Raw genomic sequence first — 17612 nt, 5'->3', positions numbered from 1 at the left:
CGCCGGCCCGCTTCCGGCGCTTTTGTTCCCGCCGGTACGTCAGGTTCTCCTTTATCGCCCTGTTTATCCCTTGCCATCTCCACTTTCAAGCGCTGAAGAAGGCTTTCCTGTTTTCTCAGGCACTACAGCAAATTAAGCTGTTCTGGCGGCGCGCCTTTGTTCTGACCGCGCGTTTTCTGCTTCTTCATTTTCGGCGCCGGTTTTTGCATCTCCAGCCGCAGCCAGCAGAGAATCAGCTCAACGACCCGGGCCTGCTCTTCCTGAGTCATTTCCTGATGGTGGGGAATGCCATGCCATTTGCTTATGCAGCCGCGGCAGCAGGTGGCGGTGGCATGCTGGGCAATGAAAACGGGATGTCCCCGCATTGGCGTCTGTTTGCCATCATTTACTGGCTCCGCCGGAGAAAGGCGTTGCCGGATGAAATCCGTCGCATGTGAGGAGATCATTTCCTCTCCCTTTTTCAGGCAGTAATCGTACTCAACGCGGCCGAGGTGGAAGCGCTGACGAAAAGGTGAGGCGGATAACCGCTGAAGGATAGCTTCTGGTGAGGCCATGTTTCCTCCGGGACAAAAAAAGACAACGGGTATTTTATCATTCCAGCGGCCTTTTGCTCTTTTCTGTTGGTAATGGACTCGCTAACCCGCTCATTGCAATACGCTTTGAGTTAAGCGATGCTGTTTTACATCCGTTATGACTATTCAAAATGACCCGGGAGACACCATGTCGGAAGAAGCAAGAATCAGGAAGCTCGAAGAAACTGTGCAACGGCTCAGTACGGAAACGCGGGCGCTAAAAGAGATCCTTGGCCAGCAGATTGCGTTAAACAACATTACCTATAAGGGAAAATTTGACGACGTGCTGGAAAAACTGGCGAAAGAGTTTGCCGACAGAGGGCTTGATGATGCCGAGAATAAAAGTGTGCATGATGCCATTCGCGACTATATCAAATATCAACCGCCCTCCCTTCCCTGACAGCCAAAAGTAAGGCCCGACACTGGCGGGCCTTCGCAACGACAGTTATCCCTGCTTATAAGGGTCGACTTTATCATCCTCACTGTCATCACGGGTGCGCGGAATTTCACCATGCTCATCCGGACGATCGGTTGCCGTATGTTCATCTTCTTCATAAGCATTGCCCGACTGAGGGGCGGCTTCAGGCAATCCTTTGCTGACGTCACCTTCTTTGTTTCGTTTGCTGTTGGTATTTTGATTTTTCATCGCATTTCTCCTGTTGCTCTGCGTCTATTAAGCGTAGTCGAAAGTTGTTAGGGCGATGCGGCAAAAAACTCGCCGCACCCTTAGCATAAATTGCATTTCAGATACACCTACGACAGCACGTTTTGCACAAGGATTCGTTGTACAAGTTTAACTTCTTCGTATAACTTTATCCGCCGTGGACATCCATCCACAGTAACGAATGATGCTTTGCATCGCCTCTGAAGGTGCCAGTGGATTTCCACTTTCAGAGGCCATTTTTTTGTACAACTTTGATGAAATCTCTACAGCGATTAGCCGTTTTATTGTCCAGATACGCCATAATAAAAAAATTTCCGGAGGCTTCACCATGCAGCAACATGATTCCATCGAGTCGCAAATCAATACCTATTTTCAAAATTCAGGTGAGCTCTCCTCTGGCGAATCTGAGGTGCTGATGAAAATTACCGCCGAACTGATGGCCGCGCAGGGCTTCGTGACCAACAAGGCCCTCATTCTTAAGTTGCTGAATAAGATGGAAATGGAAACGGATGTGGTTAAGCTCGATATTTACCGCTCCGTGTTGGAAGAGATTGTTCACCGTACGCCGGATGATGTGATCGCGTGATAAGCGGCATAAGGGCTTGAAACACTTCTGTTATTCAGCCACTTCAGCGCTTAGGGTTTTAAACCCGAAAAAGAGATCGCCTCGCCGCTTTCCCTTCTCCGGGGAGGAAGCCTATAAATCCAGATGCTGCTGAAAAGCGCGGCGATAGGGTGTCGTTAACTGCTCGGGCACCTGGCGAAGATAATCAAATGCATGTGCCCGTTCGTCGCCTCCCAGCGAGCGGAGATAATCCAGCGCTTCTTCGGCTGAAGGGATCATCCCTTCAACGCCGGCAAATCGCGGCGGTAGCGCTGTCCAGATCAGGGCATCAATGCCGTGTCCGGCAGCCCATCCGGCAATGTTGCCCTGCGCCGATGGCTGCACTCTCAACATACCGATGCCATCTTCCCGATTTGCTGGAATTTTTTCCCGTTCACGTAAGGCTGTCACCGCAAGCTGAAGATCATCCGTTTCCAGCATGGCCCAGTAAACCTGTACCGACGGAGCATTCAGACAGATGACGGTGGCAAGTTCACCCTTATCACTAACCCGCGAAAACTCCACCGGCAACGCAGGCCCATCTGAATACCAGTCACTTGCCAGCGGCAGTGTTCCCGGTTTCCAGATCAGCGATCCCCAACCGAGGCAGGCGATTTTCATTGCTGACTCCTTTGTAAACTGATCATCTTTTCGTCGCTGGGGACGTGAAATTCATGGCTCTTATCACTGTGGCGGCATGTAAGGGCAGCGCTGCGATTTTATCAGCCAGGCATTCTCCAATCCCCCCTCTGCATTTTCACATAGCGTTATGACGTTTGCAGGTTACAGGCGATGCAATGCTGATCATTTCCTGTACAGGTTATCAGCCAGGCAATCAGCGGAAAAGGGCGTAAAGCAGCCTCAAGGCTATCCGCATGCAGTAACCCTTTTTACGTGGATAAGCTCTGTCAGTTTGATTATCGGTCGGAGGATAAGCTCGATGCTTCCCACGACAAAAAAACCTGTGCCGAGGGTCATCAGCGAATCATCAAAGAACATGATACTGCCTGCCAGAAACCAGATACCAATCAACAGATCGTTAAGCGCGCTCAGCGCCCGGTATCGTTTTTCAATCACGATACGGTCTGAGCCAAGATCAATCTCAGTTTTATTCGGGTACATCGCTGTTTCCTGTGTCAGTTCTTAATCACCCTAAGCGTAGCAGCCGTGACGGCAGACGAAGCTGGCGCGGTGACGGACAATTTATGATCGATTCCTTTCCCTCATTCTGTTTACCAGGCGACTTACTCTCCGGCGCGCTATCCTCTGTGATCACTTCTCCGTTATTGCTGACGCATAAGCAACTGAAAATCAGCAGGACTTTTTAAGCAGAGGATTTGTTGAGGTGCTGTGTAAGAAAAATCCTAAAAAACTGGTTAAAGTTTTACCGCTTTCTGTCGATGACTCATCCATGAGAGCTGATTAACTGAATAACCGGAGGCGGAAACATGAACAAATCACTCAAGAGCTGGTCAGTGCAGTATGTGGTGAAGAAAGCCGGCCAGGCCAAAGAAAACACTCTTCTGATTCAGGGTGAAAATGCTGTACGAGCCCTGAATGATTTCTTCGAAGAGCAGTCCATTAAGCACGGCATCTTCCGTTCTGATATTGCCGTAACGGCGCTGACAGCAGCTTAAAAAAACCTTACTGACATCAGGTCGCTTCGGCGGCCTTTTTTTTGTCCGATGATCCCTAAAGCTTTTCTCATGCCCAGGCGAGGTCGTGAAAGAGACGGCATAACCGAAATGTCTCTGGCATAAAAAAACAGTGACGGTATGATTCAGACAGTGTTATGAGTCCGTTAGCCTGATAAACAGCGTTCGCAGAAAGCCCGCTGCCTGACTGCGGCTCAGTTCAACTGTGAGGTATTCCAGGAGGCGCTGTAAGTGAAGTGGATAGGGAATCACAAGCTGGGTGCCCTGCTGACGCTTGTTATCGTGCTTGAGCTAATCATGTTCTTGCTGACCCATCACTGGATGCCGTGGAACTGGGCATAATTGAAAATCTCCCAGTAAGGGATCTCATGTCGACATTTTTGTTTATCGCCATACCTATGATCGCAGTTGGGATCATTCTGTTAGCACTTAACTTCAGGAAAAAAAACCCTGGTTTCCTGATTCCAGGTTGCGTGTTCCTGGCGTCGGGACTTGTGAACGTGGTTATCGGCGCAAGTCTGGGCGTCTAGTTTTGTGCAATCGATCTGTGAGTCTTACTGCGGCTCGTCTCTGTTTGCATCCTGTCATTAACCCGCACAGACAGACTTGCCTGAAACCGGAGCCGGAGAGCATTTCTTCTCTGCTATCCTCTTTCAGGCATACCTGGCTTTTATAAAAAGACGAAGTTAATCCCCGCAACATAAAGTCAGGCCTTTCTGGTTAAGATTTTAACCCATGAAAGCCAGTAGCTATCTGGCTTGGCTTCAAATGCCCATAACCATTTAGCCCCGGTAAAAATACCGGGGCTGGCAACGCATCCCTGTCACAGTGCGGTTACGCTATTCTGACTTGCGTCCACCGCTGTGGCTGTTTTGACCACCTTTTTTCCCTGCTTCTGACGCTTTCTCACGGTCATTGGCGAAGTTACCGCCGCTGTTCTGCCCGCCTTTTTTACCTGCTTCAGAGGCTTTATCACGATCTTCTGCAAAGTTACCTGAACCACCACGATGTTCGGCCATAATTGACTCCTGAATATAATATTCATTTCGTTAACTGGCATCCGGCGTTATTCCATCCGGACATGTCGTGTTGCGTATTTAATAGTAGAGGCGTTTGAGATTTTTGCAAAATCGTTGATGAGAAAAATATCCAAGCCAGCAAAAAAGTATGAATTAACAGTAAAACCCCGCCAAATTAAATAAGGTAAACATCAATTTTATCAATAAGTTACTGTGGTTATCTATTTAAAAATCCGAAAGTGTATTTATATTAATTTACACTTTATAATAGTAATTAAAAATTAAACGAAACGCTATCCGCAATGTTGACACAATCGCATTAAGAAAGTTCTTATTATTAATAATAAGATGAGCAGCGTGGGTAGGTCAGTATTATTTTTTTAAGCTGGCGGTAATTTTCGGAATTGTCTCACTTACTTACCAGTCTCTGTTTATAGCGCTCTGATGCAGCCTTAGGCTCGTTCCTGCCGTTTTAAGGCTTCACTGTACAGAGAGTCTTTTCAGTAAGATAGGATGCGGGAGGTGATGATAATTCATGATGCCTTCTGCCCGCGTATCAGTAGTCTGCCCCGACCGGTCTGAGTATCCAGATTACCCTTCATCAGGCAGACCCTTTCCGGGTATGCGGGTAAGACCGGGAAAGCACGACTACGGCCTTATCTGAGCCCTGTAGCCTTTCAGGCAGGCTTTATCTGCCCATTAAAAAACCGCCCGGAGGCGGCTTAAGTTTCTATCCCTTTTTGGTGGGATCGGGCACTAACTCATCATCATCTTCGATCGGCTCATCATCTCCGTGTTCGGGAAACTCGGTGATCACCTCATGCTGTGGAAGCGGATCGTCATAATCTGGACGCTCAGTCATCATTACCTCTTCAGATGTGTTGGGTAGGGATAAGTGTAGGGCGCGTTCCCGGTTTTTGCCTGCCCTCTGCCCTCTGCCTTTCGCCCTCTGCCCTCTGCCTTTCGCCCTCTGCCCTCTGCCTTTCGCCCTCTGCCTCTCGCCTCTCGCCCTCTGCCTCTCGCCTCTCGCCCTTCATCCTTCGCGGTACACCACAACTCAGCCGGAACGGCCCGTCAACGCAATGCTCGCCTTTTTCAGGTGCGAACGTTCTATCCGGCTGATGATTTTTATCAGACCTGAAAAGAATAAATAACAGAGAGACTTTGCCTTAATAAAAATGACAGTCAGCGCTTCAGGTTGTCATTAAAACAAAGATGAACGCATGCCAATTCACAAATTATAAAACTGCCAGCATCTGTAGCCTTTTCCGGAAGAGATTATTTATCTTGCGAAAAACAGCCTCGTAAAATAGCCGCATACACCGCTCAAAATTAAAACAAACAAAACAAGCACTTATCACTAACCCCGCTGCAAGGATGAGTACAAAAGCGCTGATTTAAATATTGTTTCCATTTCCATCATGCTTTTTCCAGAGTGATTTATTATTCCAACTTTGAAATGCATCGCAATTTTCAAAACGAAGCATATAAATAAATTGAAACAATATTTCATAACCTTTAAATTCTTGTCAGAACTTCTCATTAAGGCTCTCCCACTAACACTTTTAATAAAAATGGACATGCTATGAAAAAGTCACTTTTACTTTTACTCCCTCTTGTTGCTACCAGTGCCCAGGCAGTCTATGTCGACGTTCGTCATGAATATCTTGACGACAGTAAAGCTAACTACGATCGTGCCTATATTTCCCACCGCTTTGATAATGGGTTTGGCTTTGCTATTGAAGCCATTTCAAAATCAGGCGGCGACGACAGCAATAAAGCCTTTAACGATATGGAAGTTCAGGGCAATGAATATACCGCAAGCTACCAGTTCTCGACTGGCGCGGTCGCCTGGCAACCGGGCATGGTACTGGAGACGGGCAACGGCTATTCCGTATATAAGCCTTATTTCAGAGCCACATGGAAGCTCGATGACAGCTGGTGGCTGGGCGCCCGTTACCGTTATGAATACATCCGCCGCTCCTCCGATATCAGGGATGATGACACCATTAACCGTATGGATGTCTGGGCTGGATACAAATGGAATAAATTCGACTGGACACTTGAAGGCATTTATAAAAGGGCCGATAAATACGATCTCTACGATAACAGTAAAAACAACTACGAGTATAACTTTAGAACAGCGTATTTAACCGGGAACTGGTCCCCTTTTATCGAAGTGGGTAACGTGTCGGTAAGAAGCACCAGCGATGAACGTCAGACGCGTTTCCGCATCGGTGTAGGTTATACCTTTTAATAGCACGACATTTTACTACTAACATCCACTTAAAAATCGAACCCGGAATAATTTACCACCGGATAACCGCTATACGTTACCAGGTCCGCCTGCGAAAGGCTGGCCTGGTGAAAAACGTCATTACTTCCCACGCCGCCCACTCACTTTTTACCCCCCTGTTTAAATGATTAAAAGTAAATCGCTGAACTTGTCCGGGTAGCGATATTAACATGTAGTACAACGCCGCTACGTAAGGACGATATTATTTATAGTAGTCGGCACCACCAGACGAAAATAGCTTAAAGCCTGTTCATGGAAGGATTATATTTACTGCTGCTATATAATCACACCTAATGTTAATAACACCCCGTATTAAGAAAAGGCGCTTTTCAGCCTCCTCCCCTTCCGGAGAGTTATTTCAGGTCTGTTCTCCCGCCGGATAAAATGAAAACGCCATTACCCGGGATTTTGCGGTAGCAGTCACCAGGCCTGTTAATTTAATGGCCGCTCGCCCTTTTCAGGCAGACAGCGCACAGCGTTCGTAAGAAGGCGGACCGGAGATGAAGAGCACCACGCTTTTTGGGGGGGTTAGGGATTAGCAGGCTCTGAGTGGGGAGCGCTATTTTGCAACTGAGAATCCTGCACCCGATATTCGGGTGCAGGTTACGCGTTACATCACGCCCATCATACGTGGCAGGAACAGGGTAAATTCGGGCAGATAGGTAATGACCAGCAGCATACCGATGATGGCGATATAAAAAGGCACCAGCGGCTTCATCACCTCTTCCACTTTTACCTTGCCGACGCTTGCCCCGACATACAATCCGCTGCCTACTGGCGGGGTGATCGTTCCCACCGCCAGGTTGTAGATCATCAGGATACCAAAATGCACCGGATCGACCCCCAGCTTCACCATGATTGGCAGCAGGATCGGCGTAAAAATCAGGATGGCAGGACCGATATCCATAAATGCCCCAATAAGCAGCAGAAAGATCGTCACCACCAGCAGGATAACCAGCTTGTTATCGGATATACCGAGGATGAGATCGCTCAGCGCCGCCGGGATGTTCGTAATCGACATCGAAAACGACATCGCCGCCGATGTGGCCAGCAGGAACATGATAATCCCGGTCATCACTACCGTCTGCAACAGGATATCAGGTAAGTTCTTAATACGTATCGTTTTATAAAGCCCCATGGTTAACAGCAGGGTGTAGGCGACGGCGATGGCTGAGGCTTCGATAGCCGTGAAGATGCCCTGCACTATCCCGCCGACGATGATCACGATCAGCAGCAGGCTCGGAACGGCTTCAAGGGTCACTTTTAACGCCACACCTTTTTGCAGGGCAAAAAAGACCCGGTAATTGTTCCGTCTGGCTACCACGAAAGTCACCAGCATACAGCTTACGCCCCACAGAATACCGGCCACCAGGCCACCGGCAAACAGTGCCGCGATGGAAGTGCCTCCGCTTGCCAGCGCATATAATATGAAGGCCGTCGTGGGTGGAATTAGCATTCCGGTAGGCGCAGAGGCGATATTTACCGCGGCGGCAAAGCTACGGCTATACCCTTCTTTCGCGCTCATCGGCACCATCACGCCGCCGATCGACGTTGAGGCCGCGATGGCAGATCCTGAAATCGCGCCGAACATCATATTCCCCATAATATTCGTATAGGAGAGTGAGCCAGGTAATCTGCCGGTGAAAAGTTTGGCAAAGTTCACCAGCCGCGTGGCGACCCCGCCGCTGTTCATGATTACCCCAGAGAGGACAAAGAACGGCACCGCCAGTAAGGCAAAGCTGTCCAGGCTTGAGAACATTTTCTGCGCCGTGGCAAACATCGAGATATCAAAGGGCAAGGCCAGCAGCATCGTACAGCCGGAGGCGATAACGATACAAAGACCGATGGATGCACCCATGGCCAGCAGCACCACAAATATGCTCACCAGCGTCACGGAGGCAAGGATTGGATCAATCATGTTGGTTCTCCATTACCGTATCGGTATCAGCCGCGGACGAGGTAGCTTTAAGCAGATCGACAATGTTCATCACGCTGTAAAGGATGATCAGCAGGCCCGCCACCGGCAGGGCATAATAGATTTTCCCCATGGGAATCCCCAGTGCAGGCGAGATCTGTAACATAGAAATAGAGGATATTTTCAGCCCGCCGATGATGAGCACCCAGATGGAAAAAGCAGCGAAAGTGAGTTGCAGCACAATCATCCACCAGCGGCGTACGGCTGGCGACACTTTATCCACCAGAATCGTCAGGCTGATATGCTGATTCTTACCGGCGACGTAAGCCATGCCCAGCATCGAAAGCCAGACCAGCGAGAAGCGCAACAGCTCCTCCGTTGCGGTGCTTGGCACCCCGACAATATAACGGCTGATGACCTGCCAGCAGGCCACACACACCATCACTGCCAGCAGAAGGGAACATATACCGCCCAGTAACTGATTAAGTACTTTTCTAAATGTGTCCATTACCCCTCCTGAGAGATTAGCCTTTCGCTGACTGGATTTTTTGATACAGCTCATAGAGTTCAGGTCTGTTTTTTAAGCCTTCATAGATGGGCTGTACGGCATCCTGAAAGGGTTTCTTATCGATATCGAAAAACTCCACGTTGAAATTTTCGATCGCCAGTCGCCGGGTGGCTTCCATCTCTTTATCCCAGGCGGCTTTTTCGAATTCGATGGAGGCTTTGACCGCCTCCTTCACAATTTCCTGCTGCTCAGGCGTCAGCTTCTCCAGCGTCAGCGCGCTCATCAGCAAAATATCGGGGATACGGGTATGCATGTCATAGGTGTAGTAGCGGGCCACTTCACCATGCCGGGCGATAGTCAGCGCGAACTCATTGTTTTCAGCCCCATCCAGGATGCCCTGCTGCAGCGAGGTGTAAACTTCCGCCTGCCCCATGGCGATAGGTGAAGCGCCCAGCAGCTTAAGCGTCTGGATAGCGGTTTCACTCTGCATGACGCGGATCTTTTTCCCCCGCAGGTCTTCAATCTTACGGATAGGGCCTTTGCTCATATAAAAGCTGCGGGCGCCGGAGTCATACCAGCCAATGCCGATAAACCCCTGCGGCGCGGTAGACTGATAAACAGGCTCCATGACCGCCGGGTTATCCATCACTTTGTAATATTCTTCGACGTCGGCAAAAAGATAAGGCAGGGAAAAGACGCCATAGGCTGGAGAGAAGCTTTCCATCAGACCGGACGACACCTTAGTGATATCCACCACGCCAACTTGCGTCAGCTCGACCAGCTCCCGCTCTCCGCCCAGTTGCGCATCCGGAAAATAGATAACCTTTATTTCGTTGGCCGTTTTTTCTTCAATCTGTTTTCCCAGAAAGTGAAGGGCGTCCTTAACCGGCTGGCTGTTCTCGGCGTAGGCCAGGCGCAGGACGGTCTGGGCCTGGACCGTAAACGCCAGTGCAGGTAAACAGCACATAAGAAGGGCGTTAACCATTCGTGATATGTTCATAACTGCCTCATCATTAGTATAATTTTTCATCCACGAACATACGGGGCTTACCTGGCCCTCACCTTGCGGATAATGCCACGTTGGGGAGAAATGTGGCGCTGTAAGAAAGGTTTTGAAACTGCGTTTCACATTTTTGCTTTTTATGCCGTTTTAATAGGAAATATCAGCACCGGATCGCACCGAAAAACCCGTGCAAACATATCCGGTAAACCCTGATGCTGCTTAACGTCGCTTTAGCCAGCACCGCGTGAACCGTCGGTAGTGGCGTTTCCAGAAAGAGCAAAAACGGGGTATTGGGCTGTTGTTACAGGTTTTTGTCACGCAAACGATGACAGGGATGTGACCCCTTTAACGGTTCACCAGAACAGGTAATGGATTAAGTGACATATGCGCTCAGAAACGTGCTTAATCCTGATGCTTAAAGCCGAAATAAGACGCCTGGCGGCAGCCTTCAGCACAAGCGCTCGCTGTGATAGTGAACAGTGCAGCATGCGGAATAGTGCACGCAGCCTGAAAAGCATTCGCTTCGGGTGTTGAACACGCCAGAGTGCCATGCAGCGAAACCAGGTATCAGGATTCGCTTGCCGGGAGCGCAATAAGCGACGCGCCGGAGGTTTATTGCAGGTAATAAAAAACCGCCCGTAGGCGGCTTCACTGTCTTATTCAAGCTGCTGTTTATGGCGCATATTATGCAATGCCAGCAAAATGACGCCTGTGCCTATCAAAATAAGAAATGCATAGTCGAGCAGATGAAACAGCCATATTCCGGCCACACCGCCAGCCAGAAATGAGAGCAATGTAAAGGCGTGCAGCCCGAGTCGCTCAAGATAGAGCGGGGCATCCTTTGGCGATTCTTTTCGTCTCAGCACATCAAACAGCATAGCCAGCTCGATACCGATATCCGTGGATGTCCCGGACACATGCGTCGTTCTTACCCGTGCATTGGAGATACGCGTCACCACGGCATTCTGTAACCCCATTAAAAAACTCAGGCACAGAATAAGCAGAACGCCGGGTGAGGCCGGGTTCATCCAGCATTCAACAATGCCCAGCAGAACAAGCCCTGCCCCCTCAAGGATGATATTAACAGCGTAAACCGTCCGCATCTTCCTCCTGCGCCCCGCATTGATAAGCAGGGCGGAGAATGCGGAACCGGCGATAAAAATGCAGATAACCGACAGAAAAAAAATGCCAGGCGCAAGGCTGGCTTTAGCCAGATGATCTGAAAGCGAAGAGACGTTACCAGTCATGTTGGCCGAAAAAAAACCGACAACCTCAAAGGCTGCTGTATTGAGGGCGCCAGCTACGGCAGCAAGCGTGCAGGCAAGTTTTCTGTCTGCCAGGTTATTACGTAAATCCTCAGTGCTGATTAGCATGGAGCCAGCTGTGTTCCGCAGTGTTCAGGTTAAGTGATGGCATGATCCGCCCATTCTGAATCAGTAACAAGATGACAACTATAAAAAACAGCTATTCCCTGCTTACCTGGAGCAATGCGCTCGCGATTGCGGCGCTCTGGAATATGTTCAGGCGTTCAGGAACAGAAGATTAAAGATCCCCGGATCTGCAACATTTCTGTGCAAGCTGGCTGTGTCAGTCTGGGATGCCGATGGGGCTGCTAAAAATGGAAGGCTGGAAGAGCAGAGAGGGTGCAGCGCTATGTGCATCTGGCACCAATCATTTAACCGAGCATGCGCGCAATTAACTTACTTTCAGGAGATAACGACACTAATACGACACAAGGGGAGAATCAGGCAGGATTGAGGATTACGTAATCTATTGAAATTTAATGGTACGCCCTACAGGATTCAAATTAACAACCTAAACTATTGACTATAAACCACAAAATCGCGTTCGAAAAAAAGTATACCAACGATTATACCAACACATTGTTCGCGTGGTTTCGCTGGTTAAATCTGCCGTACGGCTCACTACCTCAGGCAGCAGTTATTGTATCGCCTCACTATCTGGACGCCAACATCCCCGGATAGTGCTTAGCAATGATGTCGTTCATCTTCTCCACTAACTCAGGGTACTTGAAGGTAAGATGTGCGGTGCCCTTCTGAAAGTATCGGATGGAGAAATACGTGTCTTCATAAACGTCTTTGCCGGGATTATCACGGATGTGATCCATCAGGTTGATGGAGATGTCACCGCGATTGTCAGGTATCGCTTTGCCATCCAGTAAAAACAGCATCCGCTCCAGATCTGCCAGTTGATCGCGACGAAATCCCCACGTCAGGCTGAAGCCCCAGCGGTTGTGCGTCACCAGATTATTGATGATGATCTTCTTGCCGAAGAAACATGGGCTGTTGGTTTTGTAATCCCATGACAGTCCTTTAAACACGTTGATGATGCCGCGCTCAAACACTTCTGCTTTGCTCTGATGTAACTGTTCAAAGGTGCTGAGAATATTGGCTTCACTGATGGCCGGAAGGTCGCCATCTTCCAAATTCTGATACCACTGCGTACGGGCCTGCGCGTCCATCAGCGATAGCATGCCGGATTTCAGCATCAGATCGCGCCACAGGCTACGGTCAATATTGCGGGTGACCACTGGCAACGCTTTCTCCGGTTTTTCCATCAGCCAGCAGTCATAGCGATGTCCCTGCTTCATCGCCCAGTCAGAGGCATTTCCGCCACCGATTCCGGCAGTGAGTTGAGAAATGGTGTTGAGCTGCTGCATCAATTGCCCAATCTGTACCAGCGCGGCATTACGTCCGGTCACGATGCGTTCGATGCTGGTGGAACAGATAATATCGGTATGGTCGGTAAGTACGTCTGGTTCTGGTTGCATGTTGTCTCCATAAATGAAAACACCCGCCGGTTTAAGGGCGGGTGCATGTGTTGATGTGAGAAAGTAATATGAAAGGATTGGGCAGGCACCGTTACCAATCAAAAGTGTCAGATCCCGGCAGCAGTTCGCCAAATGCATCGAGATGAATCAGGCCGATGCTGTAACGGCTTATCAGTGTGAAAACCAGGCGTCGGCAGACCTTTGACAGGCCCAGCCGCTTCAGGCGCAGCAGCGGATATGACCAGGCATCCAGCCGGATGAGGTACCCCGAGCCAGTGAAGTGTATCCAATCCGCATCGCTGTATTCCTGTGCCTGGTGAGAAAGCGTATACAGCCGCGAATTATCCTCGCTGGTGATATGGGCAGTGCAGCAGCAGACGCCTTTCAGGCGGGAGCCATCAGGCAGCGGGTTTTCAACCACCACCTTTCCGGGTTCTTACGCGATACGCAGCGTCAGCCCCTGCGCACTAACGGCAGCTATCAGATCAGCAATGTCGATGCCTTCAACGTCTACCGCGATTTTCCCCATGTTCAGCCCCAGCACTCCGATGCTGTCAGCGCTGAGGCTCAGACCGATTTTCACTGTATTTTGTCCTCTCGATACCGGCCTGCTGTGATGCGGGTTATGGTGCTGTAGCCGCTGCTTACTATCAGTCCGGTTGCACGACGGGCACGCAGAATGTCGATGGCACCAATCAGTGAAGAGCGTTCGGTGAGGCTAAAATGGCTGTGGTCAGTGCGCACCAGTTCATACCTTTCCACAATGAAATTGATAGCATCACACAGGGAAATACCGGCGTTGATGTGCGCCTGAATCACGCTGTCGTCGCCAAACGGCGTGTCGTTGAGCGTGAGGCCATAGTGTTTATCCAGCAGATGTGTGAGCAGCAGCTGCCAGACCTGCACTGGCGACGGGCATGGCTCAACCGCCCGTGGCTCGGGTAACAATAAAGTTTGCATTGGGTGTGTCCTGTTTTTGGAGGTGGCCGGTCAGCCGGTTACAGTCGAAAAGGGATAAATCGCGATGTAAACATGACCGTGCGAACCGAGCGTGTCGGCTTCGCAGATCAGTCCGATGTGATGCAGGGTAACGCGTTGCTGATGGCGAGGATTCAGCTCACCGGCTGACAGCATCTGTTCCAGCTGTTTCATTATCAGCGGAAAAGCCTGGTCAAGGCGAAGTGCTTCATTGTCGCTGAAGTCGCCGGTGAACTCTGCCCGGTCACCCAGGAAGTGCAGCCGGTTACCTTCCTGCACCAGCCTGGCACTGAAGCACGGCGTTTTACTGCACGTAAGCCCCCATGGTTGAGAATGCATATGTCCTCCTTCAGGACCAGCCGCGTTCGGCGAACGAGACAATCTCTTTGCTGCCGACAATCAGATGGTCCAGCACTCGCACTTCAACCAGCGCCAGCGCTTTTTTCAGCCGCTCGGTGATGCGCCGGTCGGCATCGCTGGGCTCGGCATATCCGGAGGGATGGTTGTGGGCAAAGATTGCCGCCGCGGCGTTGTGCCGTAATGCGGCTTTAACCTCCTCGCGGGGATGAATTTCCGTGCTGGTGATGGAGCCGTGAAACAGGGTTTCGTGTGCCAGCAGCCGATTCTGATTATCCAGAAACACCACCATAAACACTTCCCGCTCCAGCCCTGCAAGGTTCAGCCCCAGCCAGTCGCGGGTGAGTGTTGCTGAGGTGAACGCCACGCCGGGTTCGCGTAGGTGATTCTCGATAAGCGTCAGGGCGCGTTTTATGGTGCGGTGTGATGAAAGCGGAAGAGGTAATGCAGTCGTTTCCATAATTTCCTCCGGCATCAGTCGGTGATGTGCAAGATGGCGCTGCATTCAGGATGGCTCAGCGCAAATTCACGCAGGTGATAGTAGTGTTCGCTCATGGCGGGGCTGCCGGTTCTGCAGGCATGGTGGCTCCAGTTCAGCAGGCAGACTGCGATGCCAGCGCCTTCGCTGCTCATTTCCGAGCTGTTGCCATTCAGCTTGTTAAACATGGTCCAGTTATCTTCGCTGTCAGGTGCAATGAAGGCACCACCGTTGCTGAGCGTGTAGTAATTCCAGCATCCGCCGCTGTAGGCATCGCACAGGCGATCCATCCAGGCGAAAGCGCGAGGCTCAAGCAGCATCCACTGTGGGATTTTGCCAAAGTGTTTCGGCCAGAAATTAAGACGCTGTGCATCGGGTACTGAAACGGCAATAAGTGATGATGTTGTTTGATTCATGGTGACTCCTTTTTGGCACAAAGCAAAACGCCCCGCTCTTTCGAACGGGGCGTCTGCAGTTGTAATGTCAGGGGATAAGTCTTCAGTCAGGCAGGCGAAGAAAGATTGGAAGTCTTGTCACATTAGGTTTTCTAGCTGGGTAATGGTTGTAATATATGTGTATCGTCACTGCGTGATTCATGCTTGTCTTAGCTGAATACACTCGGCACATAGTGCGCCAGTTCGTCACAGATTAACGGGCGATCGCGGCGAATAAGATTGACTGAGCCGAAGCGGCTAGCTAAACGGGTCATAAAAACTCCTGTAGAAAATGGGCATAAAAAAGGCCCCCCGAAGGATGGCCTGACTGTTATAAATGAATCTGATTAAGTGTGGTGGCAACGTTGGCTGCAGAGCGGGCTCCACATCAGGTGACACCGTTTCTGCTGAGCCGTGCCTTTCGGTCCGGTATAGCTTGAGTTGCGCCAGTAACGGGGCTTTCCGTGACTGGAGATAACCCAAGCACCATTCCCTTCTGACAACCATTCTTACCGGCACAGGCAAAAGCTCATAAGCCTTACTGAACACCGACTCGATAAATGCATCATCACTAAGTTTATCTTCGGCAATATTTAGCAAACCATTGATAACAATATTATCGAGCAATCGTTTATATCGGGTAGTACGGGATTCTGCCCCTTCTGTCGTTTGCTCACTGACATTTTCTTCTATCTGCTCAACCGGGTTATCAGTGGAGGAGACATTTCGCCGCATATTGAATTTCTCTTTCAGTCTTTTGAGTTTCCCTTGGGTATTTTCAGACATATTGCTTTTATCCTCTGAACGCTCAGAAAGGGTGATCAGGCGAGTGTGGCGAGTTTTTTAATGATGCGTATCAGACTCAGTGTGGTGAGGCTGGCTCCCAGTGCTTTAACTCCAACAGAATTGCTGCGCATTAATGTCACACCGGCAACGCTCAAAACAAGCTGCCAGGTACAGTCCACTGTTGATGACTTTTCCTGCTGTAATGTTTTTCCCACTGAACCTCCATTAGCTGAATGCCGAATAAAAAGTTATCTCACTGATAAGGTTATTTATAACCATTGGGAACCCAATGGCCCTGCTTACGGATATCAGTAATGATGTCTCCCTGGTTGATGGAAATTGTGCGCCAGCCCGGCTCGTTGGCGGACGGATTACTGTAGGAATACCCCACCAACATCGTGAATGTTTCACCTGTCGTGGTAGTTACATCCGCTTCATATGCCGCTTCGGTATTTTGTTTGCGGATGAAACGCACGGTATTAATGGCACGACAACGCTGACTACCTTTGGCATGTTCAAAGGAGTTATCCGCCATCTGGCAGCCTTCAGATTTAATTTCATCCGTCAGGCTTGTCGAAGCATTAAAGTTTTTAGGGGCAGGAACGAAGTTAGCCATATCACTTCGCATTGTTGGAGAATCCGTTTGAAGCACAAGATAAACAGGACAATCTGATTTTCCGACTTCACAGGCTTTTGCGACGTAATCACGTACCAGCCAGCCTTTATTGCCGAAATACTCAACACCGCTCTCGTCTTTACATTGTGACCACGTGGCTTTTTGTCCCATCATCACGCCGTCTACCAAGACGCAGGTGACGGCTTTTACAGGCTTCCCGTCCCAGCGAACAGCATCAAAGGGTTGAATGCCGGTATGATTCACATCAAGCGTATAAGCCTGCGGGTTCTTCGCTATCCGGTCATTTGCCTGTTTCAGTTGATTACTGCCTTCCTGAGTCAGAAAGAAGGTATAGCGTTCGGGATGTATGTCGCCGTGAATTGTCATTGCAGGCGAGACCAAAGGAATAAACAGTGTTGCGGAGCTGAGAGATAAAATAACGAGTTTACGCATAAGGTTTCCTTTCAGTTTATTAATGATTAATGCAGTCCTGCCAGGTGGCATCAGCCAGCGCCTCATTCAGCCCTTTGGTGCTGAATTGTTTAGAGATAGCGGCATTCATAGAGGTCATTTTTATTACGTCTTTTTCACTTGTCGCTTTTAGCGCAGTAAAGGCCGTTTCATCCAGAGGATAGTTCGTACCATTGATACTGATTCCAGGTTCAGAAAGTCCTGTTTGTGACGAGATGCGGTAATCCTCCGCAGGTACGCTGTAAGCAGCAGCCAGCTTTCCGCTTGTGCAGGTCAGTGTGAGCACTTCACCTGCAGCATTTTGCGTATTGAGTTCAAACTCCATGGCATTGATATTTCCGTACCAGTCACGCCATTGCTGGTCTGCCTGTAGGGCGCAGGCACTGTGACTAAGCAGCACTAATCCAGCCAGAGCTGCATAATGGTTTCTGAGCATATGGTTTCCTTTCCTGATGATTTAATTAC

General features: G+C 49.7%; 23 protein-coding genes and 3 pseudogenes. 5 read left to right on the top strand and 21 right to left on the bottom strand.

Annotated elements, in window-relative coordinates:
- Window positions 1-122: 122 nt before the first annotated feature.
- Window positions 123-554, bottom strand: coding sequence for a DUF4186 domain-containing protein (locus EA20_RS0113675; protein ID WP_024967367.1), 432 nt, complete (start codon window positions 552-554; stop codon window positions 123-125).
- A 166-nt stretch (window positions 555-720) separates the two neighbouring features.
- Here EA20_RS0113675 and EA20_RS0113670 point away from each other — a divergent pair, with 166 nt between their 5' ends.
- Window positions 721-972 (top strand): hypothetical protein, encoded by a 252-nt coding sequence (locus EA20_RS0113670; RefSeq protein ID WP_024967366.1) that lies wholly within the window; start codon window positions 721-723, stop codon window positions 970-972.
- 45 nt (window positions 973-1017) lie between these two features.
- Here the strand turns inward: EA20_RS0113670 and EA20_RS0113665 are convergent, their stop codons facing one another.
- The gene (locus tag EA20_RS0113665) at window positions 1018-1218 is read right to left on the bottom strand and encodes a hypothetical protein (protein ID WP_024967365.1); all 201 of its coding nucleotides are present in this window, start codon (window positions 1216-1218) and stop codon (window positions 1018-1020) included.
- A 346-nt stretch (window positions 1219-1564) separates the two neighbouring features.
- Here EA20_RS0113665 and EA20_RS0113660 point away from each other — a divergent pair, with 346 nt between their 5' ends.
- Complete coding sequence (locus EA20_RS0113660; RefSeq protein ID WP_024967364.1) at window positions 1565-1822, top strand: biofilm development regulator YmgB/AriR family protein; 258 nt, start codon at window positions 1565-1567, stop codon at window positions 1820-1822.
- A gap of 111 nt (window positions 1823-1933) precedes the next feature.
- Here the strand turns inward: EA20_RS0113660 and EA20_RS0113655 are convergent, their stop codons facing one another.
- Both EA20_RS0113655 and EA20_RS0113650 read right to left on the bottom strand, forming a co-directional pair.
- On the bottom strand, window positions 1934-2461 hold the full coding sequence (locus EA20_RS0113655) for a hypothetical protein (protein ID WP_024967363.1): 528 nt from the start codon (window positions 2459-2461) through the stop codon (window positions 1934-1936).
- Between the two features lie 246 nt (window positions 2462-2707).
- The gene (locus EA20_RS0113650) at window positions 2708-2962 is read right to left on the bottom strand and encodes a YrhK family protein (RefSeq protein WP_024967362.1); all 255 of its coding nucleotides are present in this window, start codon (window positions 2960-2962) and stop codon (window positions 2708-2710) included.
- A gap of 326 nt (window positions 2963-3288) precedes the next feature.
- On the opposite strand from EA20_RS0113650, the gene EA20_RS0113645 reads away from it, so the two are divergent.
- Window positions 3289-3477, top strand: a complete 189-nt coding sequence (locus EA20_RS0113645; protein WP_024967361.1) for a hypothetical protein — start codon at window positions 3289-3291, stop codon at window positions 3475-3477.
- Window positions 3478-4334: 857 nt separating this feature from the next.
- Here the strand turns inward: EA20_RS0113645 and EA20_RS0113630 are convergent.
- On the bottom strand, window positions 4335-4514 hold the full coding sequence (locus EA20_RS0113630) for a general stress protein (RefSeq protein ID WP_024967360.1): 180 nt from the start codon (window positions 4512-4514) through the stop codon (window positions 4335-4337).
- 730 nt (window positions 4515-5244) lie between these two features.
- A complete protein-coding gene (locus tag EA20_RS21240; protein ID WP_255343098.1) occupies window positions 5245-5376 on the bottom strand; it encodes a hypothetical protein in 132 nt (43 codons plus the stop codon).
- 723 nt (window positions 5377-6099) lie between these two features.
- On the opposite strand from EA20_RS21240, the gene EA20_RS0113615 reads away from it, so the two are divergent.
- Window positions 6100-6771 (top strand): oligogalacturonate-specific porin KdgM family protein, encoded by a 672-nt coding sequence (locus EA20_RS0113615; RefSeq protein WP_024967359.1) that lies wholly within the window; start codon window positions 6100-6102, stop codon window positions 6769-6771.
- Window positions 6772-7420: 649 nt separating this feature from the next.
- Here the strand turns inward: EA20_RS0113615 and EA20_RS0113605 are convergent.
- The 4 genes from EA20_RS0113605 to EA20_RS0113590 form a co-directional block, all read right to left on the bottom strand.
- Window positions 7421-8728 (bottom strand): TRAP transporter large permease, encoded by a 1308-nt coding sequence (locus EA20_RS0113605; protein ID WP_024967358.1) that lies wholly within the window; start codon window positions 8726-8728, stop codon window positions 7421-7423.
- Window positions 8721-9233 carry a TRAP transporter small permease gene (locus EA20_RS0113600; RefSeq protein WP_024967357.1) on the bottom strand — a complete coding sequence of 171 codons (513 nt, stop codon included), beginning with the start codon at window positions 9231-9233 and terminating at the stop codon, window positions 8721-8723. Before EA20_RS0113600 ends, EA20_RS0113605 begins: the two co-directional genes overlap by 8 nt.
- Before the next feature lie 16 nt (window positions 9234-9249).
- Window positions 9250-10218, bottom strand: coding sequence for a TRAP transporter substrate-binding protein (locus EA20_RS0113595; protein WP_235192654.1), 969 nt, complete (start codon window positions 10216-10218; stop codon window positions 9250-9252).
- A 674-nt stretch (window positions 10219-10892) separates the two neighbouring features.
- The gene (locus EA20_RS0113590) at window positions 10893-11609 is read right to left on the bottom strand and encodes a YoaK family protein (RefSeq protein ID WP_024967355.1); all 717 of its coding nucleotides are present in this window, start codon (window positions 11607-11609) and stop codon (window positions 10893-10895) included.
- Window positions 11610-11782: 173 nt separating this feature from the next.
- Between EA20_RS0113590 and EA20_RS21305 the strand changes: the two are divergent.
- Window positions 11783-12005, top strand: a pseudogene (locus EA20_RS21305) (integrase); the annotation flags it as partial.
- A 188-nt stretch (window positions 12006-12193) separates the two neighbouring features.
- Here EA20_RS21305 and EA20_RS0113585 read toward each other — a convergent pair.
- The 11 genes and pseudogenes from EA20_RS0113585 to EA20_RS0113545 form a co-directional block, all read right to left on the bottom strand.
- Window positions 12194-13027 (bottom strand): DUF4942 domain-containing protein, encoded by an 834-nt coding sequence (locus EA20_RS0113585; protein ID WP_024967354.1) that lies wholly within the window; start codon window positions 13025-13027, stop codon window positions 12194-12196.
- A 91-nt stretch (window positions 13028-13118) separates the two neighbouring features.
- A pseudogene (locus EA20_RS19755) lies at window positions 13119-13610 on the bottom strand (DUF5983 family protein).
- A complete protein-coding gene (locus tag EA20_RS0113575; RefSeq protein WP_024967353.1) occupies window positions 13607-13987 on the bottom strand; it encodes a TA system toxin CbtA family protein in 381 nt (126 codons plus the stop codon). The pseudogene EA20_RS19755 and the gene EA20_RS0113575 overlap by 4 nt, the downstream one beginning before the upstream one ends.
- Window positions 13988-14017: 30 nt before the next feature.
- Entirely contained in the window at window positions 14018-14344 is a 327-nt protein-coding gene (locus EA20_RS0113570; protein WP_024967352.1) for a type IV toxin-antitoxin system YeeU family antitoxin, read from the bottom strand.
- Between the two features lie 10 nt (window positions 14345-14354).
- On the bottom strand, window positions 14355-14822 hold the full coding sequence (radC, locus tag EA20_RS0113565; RefSeq protein ID WP_038381593.1) for a DNA repair protein RadC: 468 nt from the start codon (window positions 14820-14822) through the stop codon (window positions 14355-14357).
- Window positions 14823-14836: 14 nt separating this feature from the next.
- A complete protein-coding gene (locus tag EA20_RS0113560; RefSeq protein WP_024967350.1) occupies window positions 14837-15256 on the bottom strand; it encodes an antirestriction protein in 420 nt (139 codons plus the stop codon).
- A gap of 120 nt (window positions 15257-15376) precedes the next feature.
- Window positions 15377-15549, bottom strand: a pseudogene (locus tag EA20_RS21000) (DUF945 domain-containing protein); the annotation flags it as partial.
- On the bottom strand, window positions 15533-16060 hold the full coding sequence (locus EA20_RS0113555; protein WP_024967349.1) for a hypothetical protein: 528 nt from the start codon (window positions 16058-16060) through the stop codon (window positions 15533-15535). The pseudogene EA20_RS21000 and the gene EA20_RS0113555, both read right to left, overlap by 17 nt.
- 35 nt (window positions 16061-16095) lie before the next feature.
- Window positions 16096-16275: a hypothetical protein gene (locus EA20_RS20305; protein WP_071995416.1), complete on the bottom strand. Its 180-nt coding sequence runs from the start codon at window positions 16273-16275 to the stop codon at window positions 16096-16098.
- 50 nt (window positions 16276-16325) lie between these two features.
- On the bottom strand, window positions 16326-17129 hold the full coding sequence (locus tag EA20_RS0113550; RefSeq protein ID WP_024967348.1) for a hypothetical protein: 804 nt from the start codon (window positions 17127-17129) through the stop codon (window positions 16326-16328).
- Window positions 17130-17148: 19 nt separating this feature from the next.
- Window positions 17149-17583 carry a hypothetical protein gene (locus tag EA20_RS0113545; protein WP_024967347.1) on the bottom strand — a complete coding sequence of 145 codons (435 nt, stop codon included), beginning with the start codon at window positions 17581-17583 and terminating at the stop codon, window positions 17149-17151.
- Between the last annotated feature and the right edge of the window lie 29 nt (window positions 17584-17612).

Source organism: Pantoea sp. IMH (assembly GCF_000599885.1).
GTDB lineage: Bacteria > Pseudomonadota > Gammaproteobacteria > Enterobacterales > Enterobacteriaceae > Erwinia.
The sequence above is the reverse complement of the archived record's forward strand: the minus strand, read 5'-3'. Positions and strand labels throughout refer to the sequence as shown.

What these genes read in the sequence shown, in the direction of transcription:
- EA20_RS0113675 (WP_024967367.1), bottom strand. Translation starts at nt 554, where the DNA reads ATGGCCTCACCAGAAGCTATCCTTCAGCGGTTATCCGCCTCACCTTTT.
- EA20_RS0113670 (WP_024967366.1), top strand. Translation starts at nt 721, where the DNA reads ATGTCGGAAGAAGCAAGAATCAGGAAGCTCGAAGAAACTGTGCAACGG.
- EA20_RS0113665 (WP_024967365.1), bottom strand. Translation starts at nt 1,218, where the DNA reads ATGAAAAATCAAAATACCAACAGCAAACGAAACAAAGAAGGTGACGTC.
- EA20_RS0113660 (WP_024967364.1), top strand. Translation starts at nt 1,565, where the DNA reads ATGCAGCAACATGATTCCATCGAGTCGCAAATCAATACCTATTTTCAA.
- EA20_RS0113655 (WP_024967363.1), bottom strand. Translation starts at nt 2,461, where the DNA reads ATGAAAATCGCCTGCCTCGGTTGGGGATCGCTGATCTGGAAACCGGGA.
- EA20_RS0113650 (WP_024967362.1), bottom strand. Translation starts at nt 2,962, where the DNA reads ATGTACCCGAATAAAACTGAGATTGATCTTGGCTCAGACCGTATCGTG.
- EA20_RS0113645 (WP_024967361.1), top strand. Translation starts at nt 3,289, where the DNA reads ATGAACAAATCACTCAAGAGCTGGTCAGTGCAGTATGTGGTGAAGAAA.
- EA20_RS0113630 (WP_024967360.1), bottom strand. Translation starts at nt 4,514, where the DNA reads ATGGCCGAACATCGTGGTGGTTCAGGTAACTTTGCAGAAGATCGTGAT.
- EA20_RS21240 (WP_255343098.1), bottom strand. Translation starts at nt 5,376, where the DNA reads ATGACTGAGCGTCCAGATTATGACGATCCGCTTCCACAGCATGAGGTG.
- EA20_RS0113615 (WP_024967359.1), top strand. Translation starts at nt 6,100, where the DNA reads ATGAAAAAGTCACTTTTACTTTTACTCCCTCTTGTTGCTACCAGTGCC.
- EA20_RS0113605 (WP_024967358.1), bottom strand. Translation starts at nt 8,728, where the DNA reads ATGATTGATCCAATCCTTGCCTCCGTGACGCTGGTGAGCATATTTGTG.
- EA20_RS0113600 (WP_024967357.1), bottom strand. Translation starts at nt 9,233, where the DNA reads ATGGACACATTTAGAAAAGTACTTAATCAGTTACTGGGCGGTATATGT.
- EA20_RS0113595 (WP_235192654.1), bottom strand. Translation starts at nt 10,218, where the DNA reads ATGGTTAACGCCCTTCTTATGTGCTGTTTACCTGCACTGGCGTTTACG.
- EA20_RS0113590 (WP_024967355.1), bottom strand. Translation starts at nt 11,609, where the DNA reads ATGCTAATCAGCACTGAGGATTTACGTAATAACCTGGCAGACAGAAAA.
- EA20_RS0113585 (WP_024967354.1), bottom strand. Translation starts at nt 13,027, where the DNA reads ATGCAACCAGAACCAGACGTACTTACCGACCATACCGATATTATCTGT.
- EA20_RS0113575 (WP_024967353.1), bottom strand. Translation starts at nt 13,987, where the DNA reads ATGCAAACTTTATTGTTACCCGAGCCACGGGCGGTTGAGCCATGCCCG.
- EA20_RS0113570 (WP_024967352.1), bottom strand. Translation starts at nt 14,344, where the DNA reads ATGCATTCTCAACCATGGGGGCTTACGTGCAGTAAAACGCCGTGCTTC.
- radC (WP_038381593.1), bottom strand. Translation starts at nt 14,822, where the DNA reads ATGGAAACGACTGCATTACCTCTTCCGCTTTCATCACACCGCACCATA.
- EA20_RS0113560 (WP_024967350.1), bottom strand. Translation starts at nt 15,256, where the DNA reads ATGAATCAAACAACATCATCACTTATTGCCGTTTCAGTACCCGATGCA.
- EA20_RS0113555 (WP_024967349.1), bottom strand. Translation starts at nt 16,060, where the DNA reads ATGTCTGAAAATACCCAAGGGAAACTCAAAAGACTGAAAGAGAAATTC.
- EA20_RS0113550 (WP_024967348.1), bottom strand. Translation starts at nt 17,129, where the DNA reads ATGCGTAAACTCGTTATTTTATCTCTCAGCTCCGCAACACTGTTTATT.
- EA20_RS0113545 (WP_024967347.1), bottom strand. Translation starts at nt 17,583, where the DNA reads ATGCTCAGAAACCATTATGCAGCTCTGGCTGGATTAGTGCTGCTTAGT.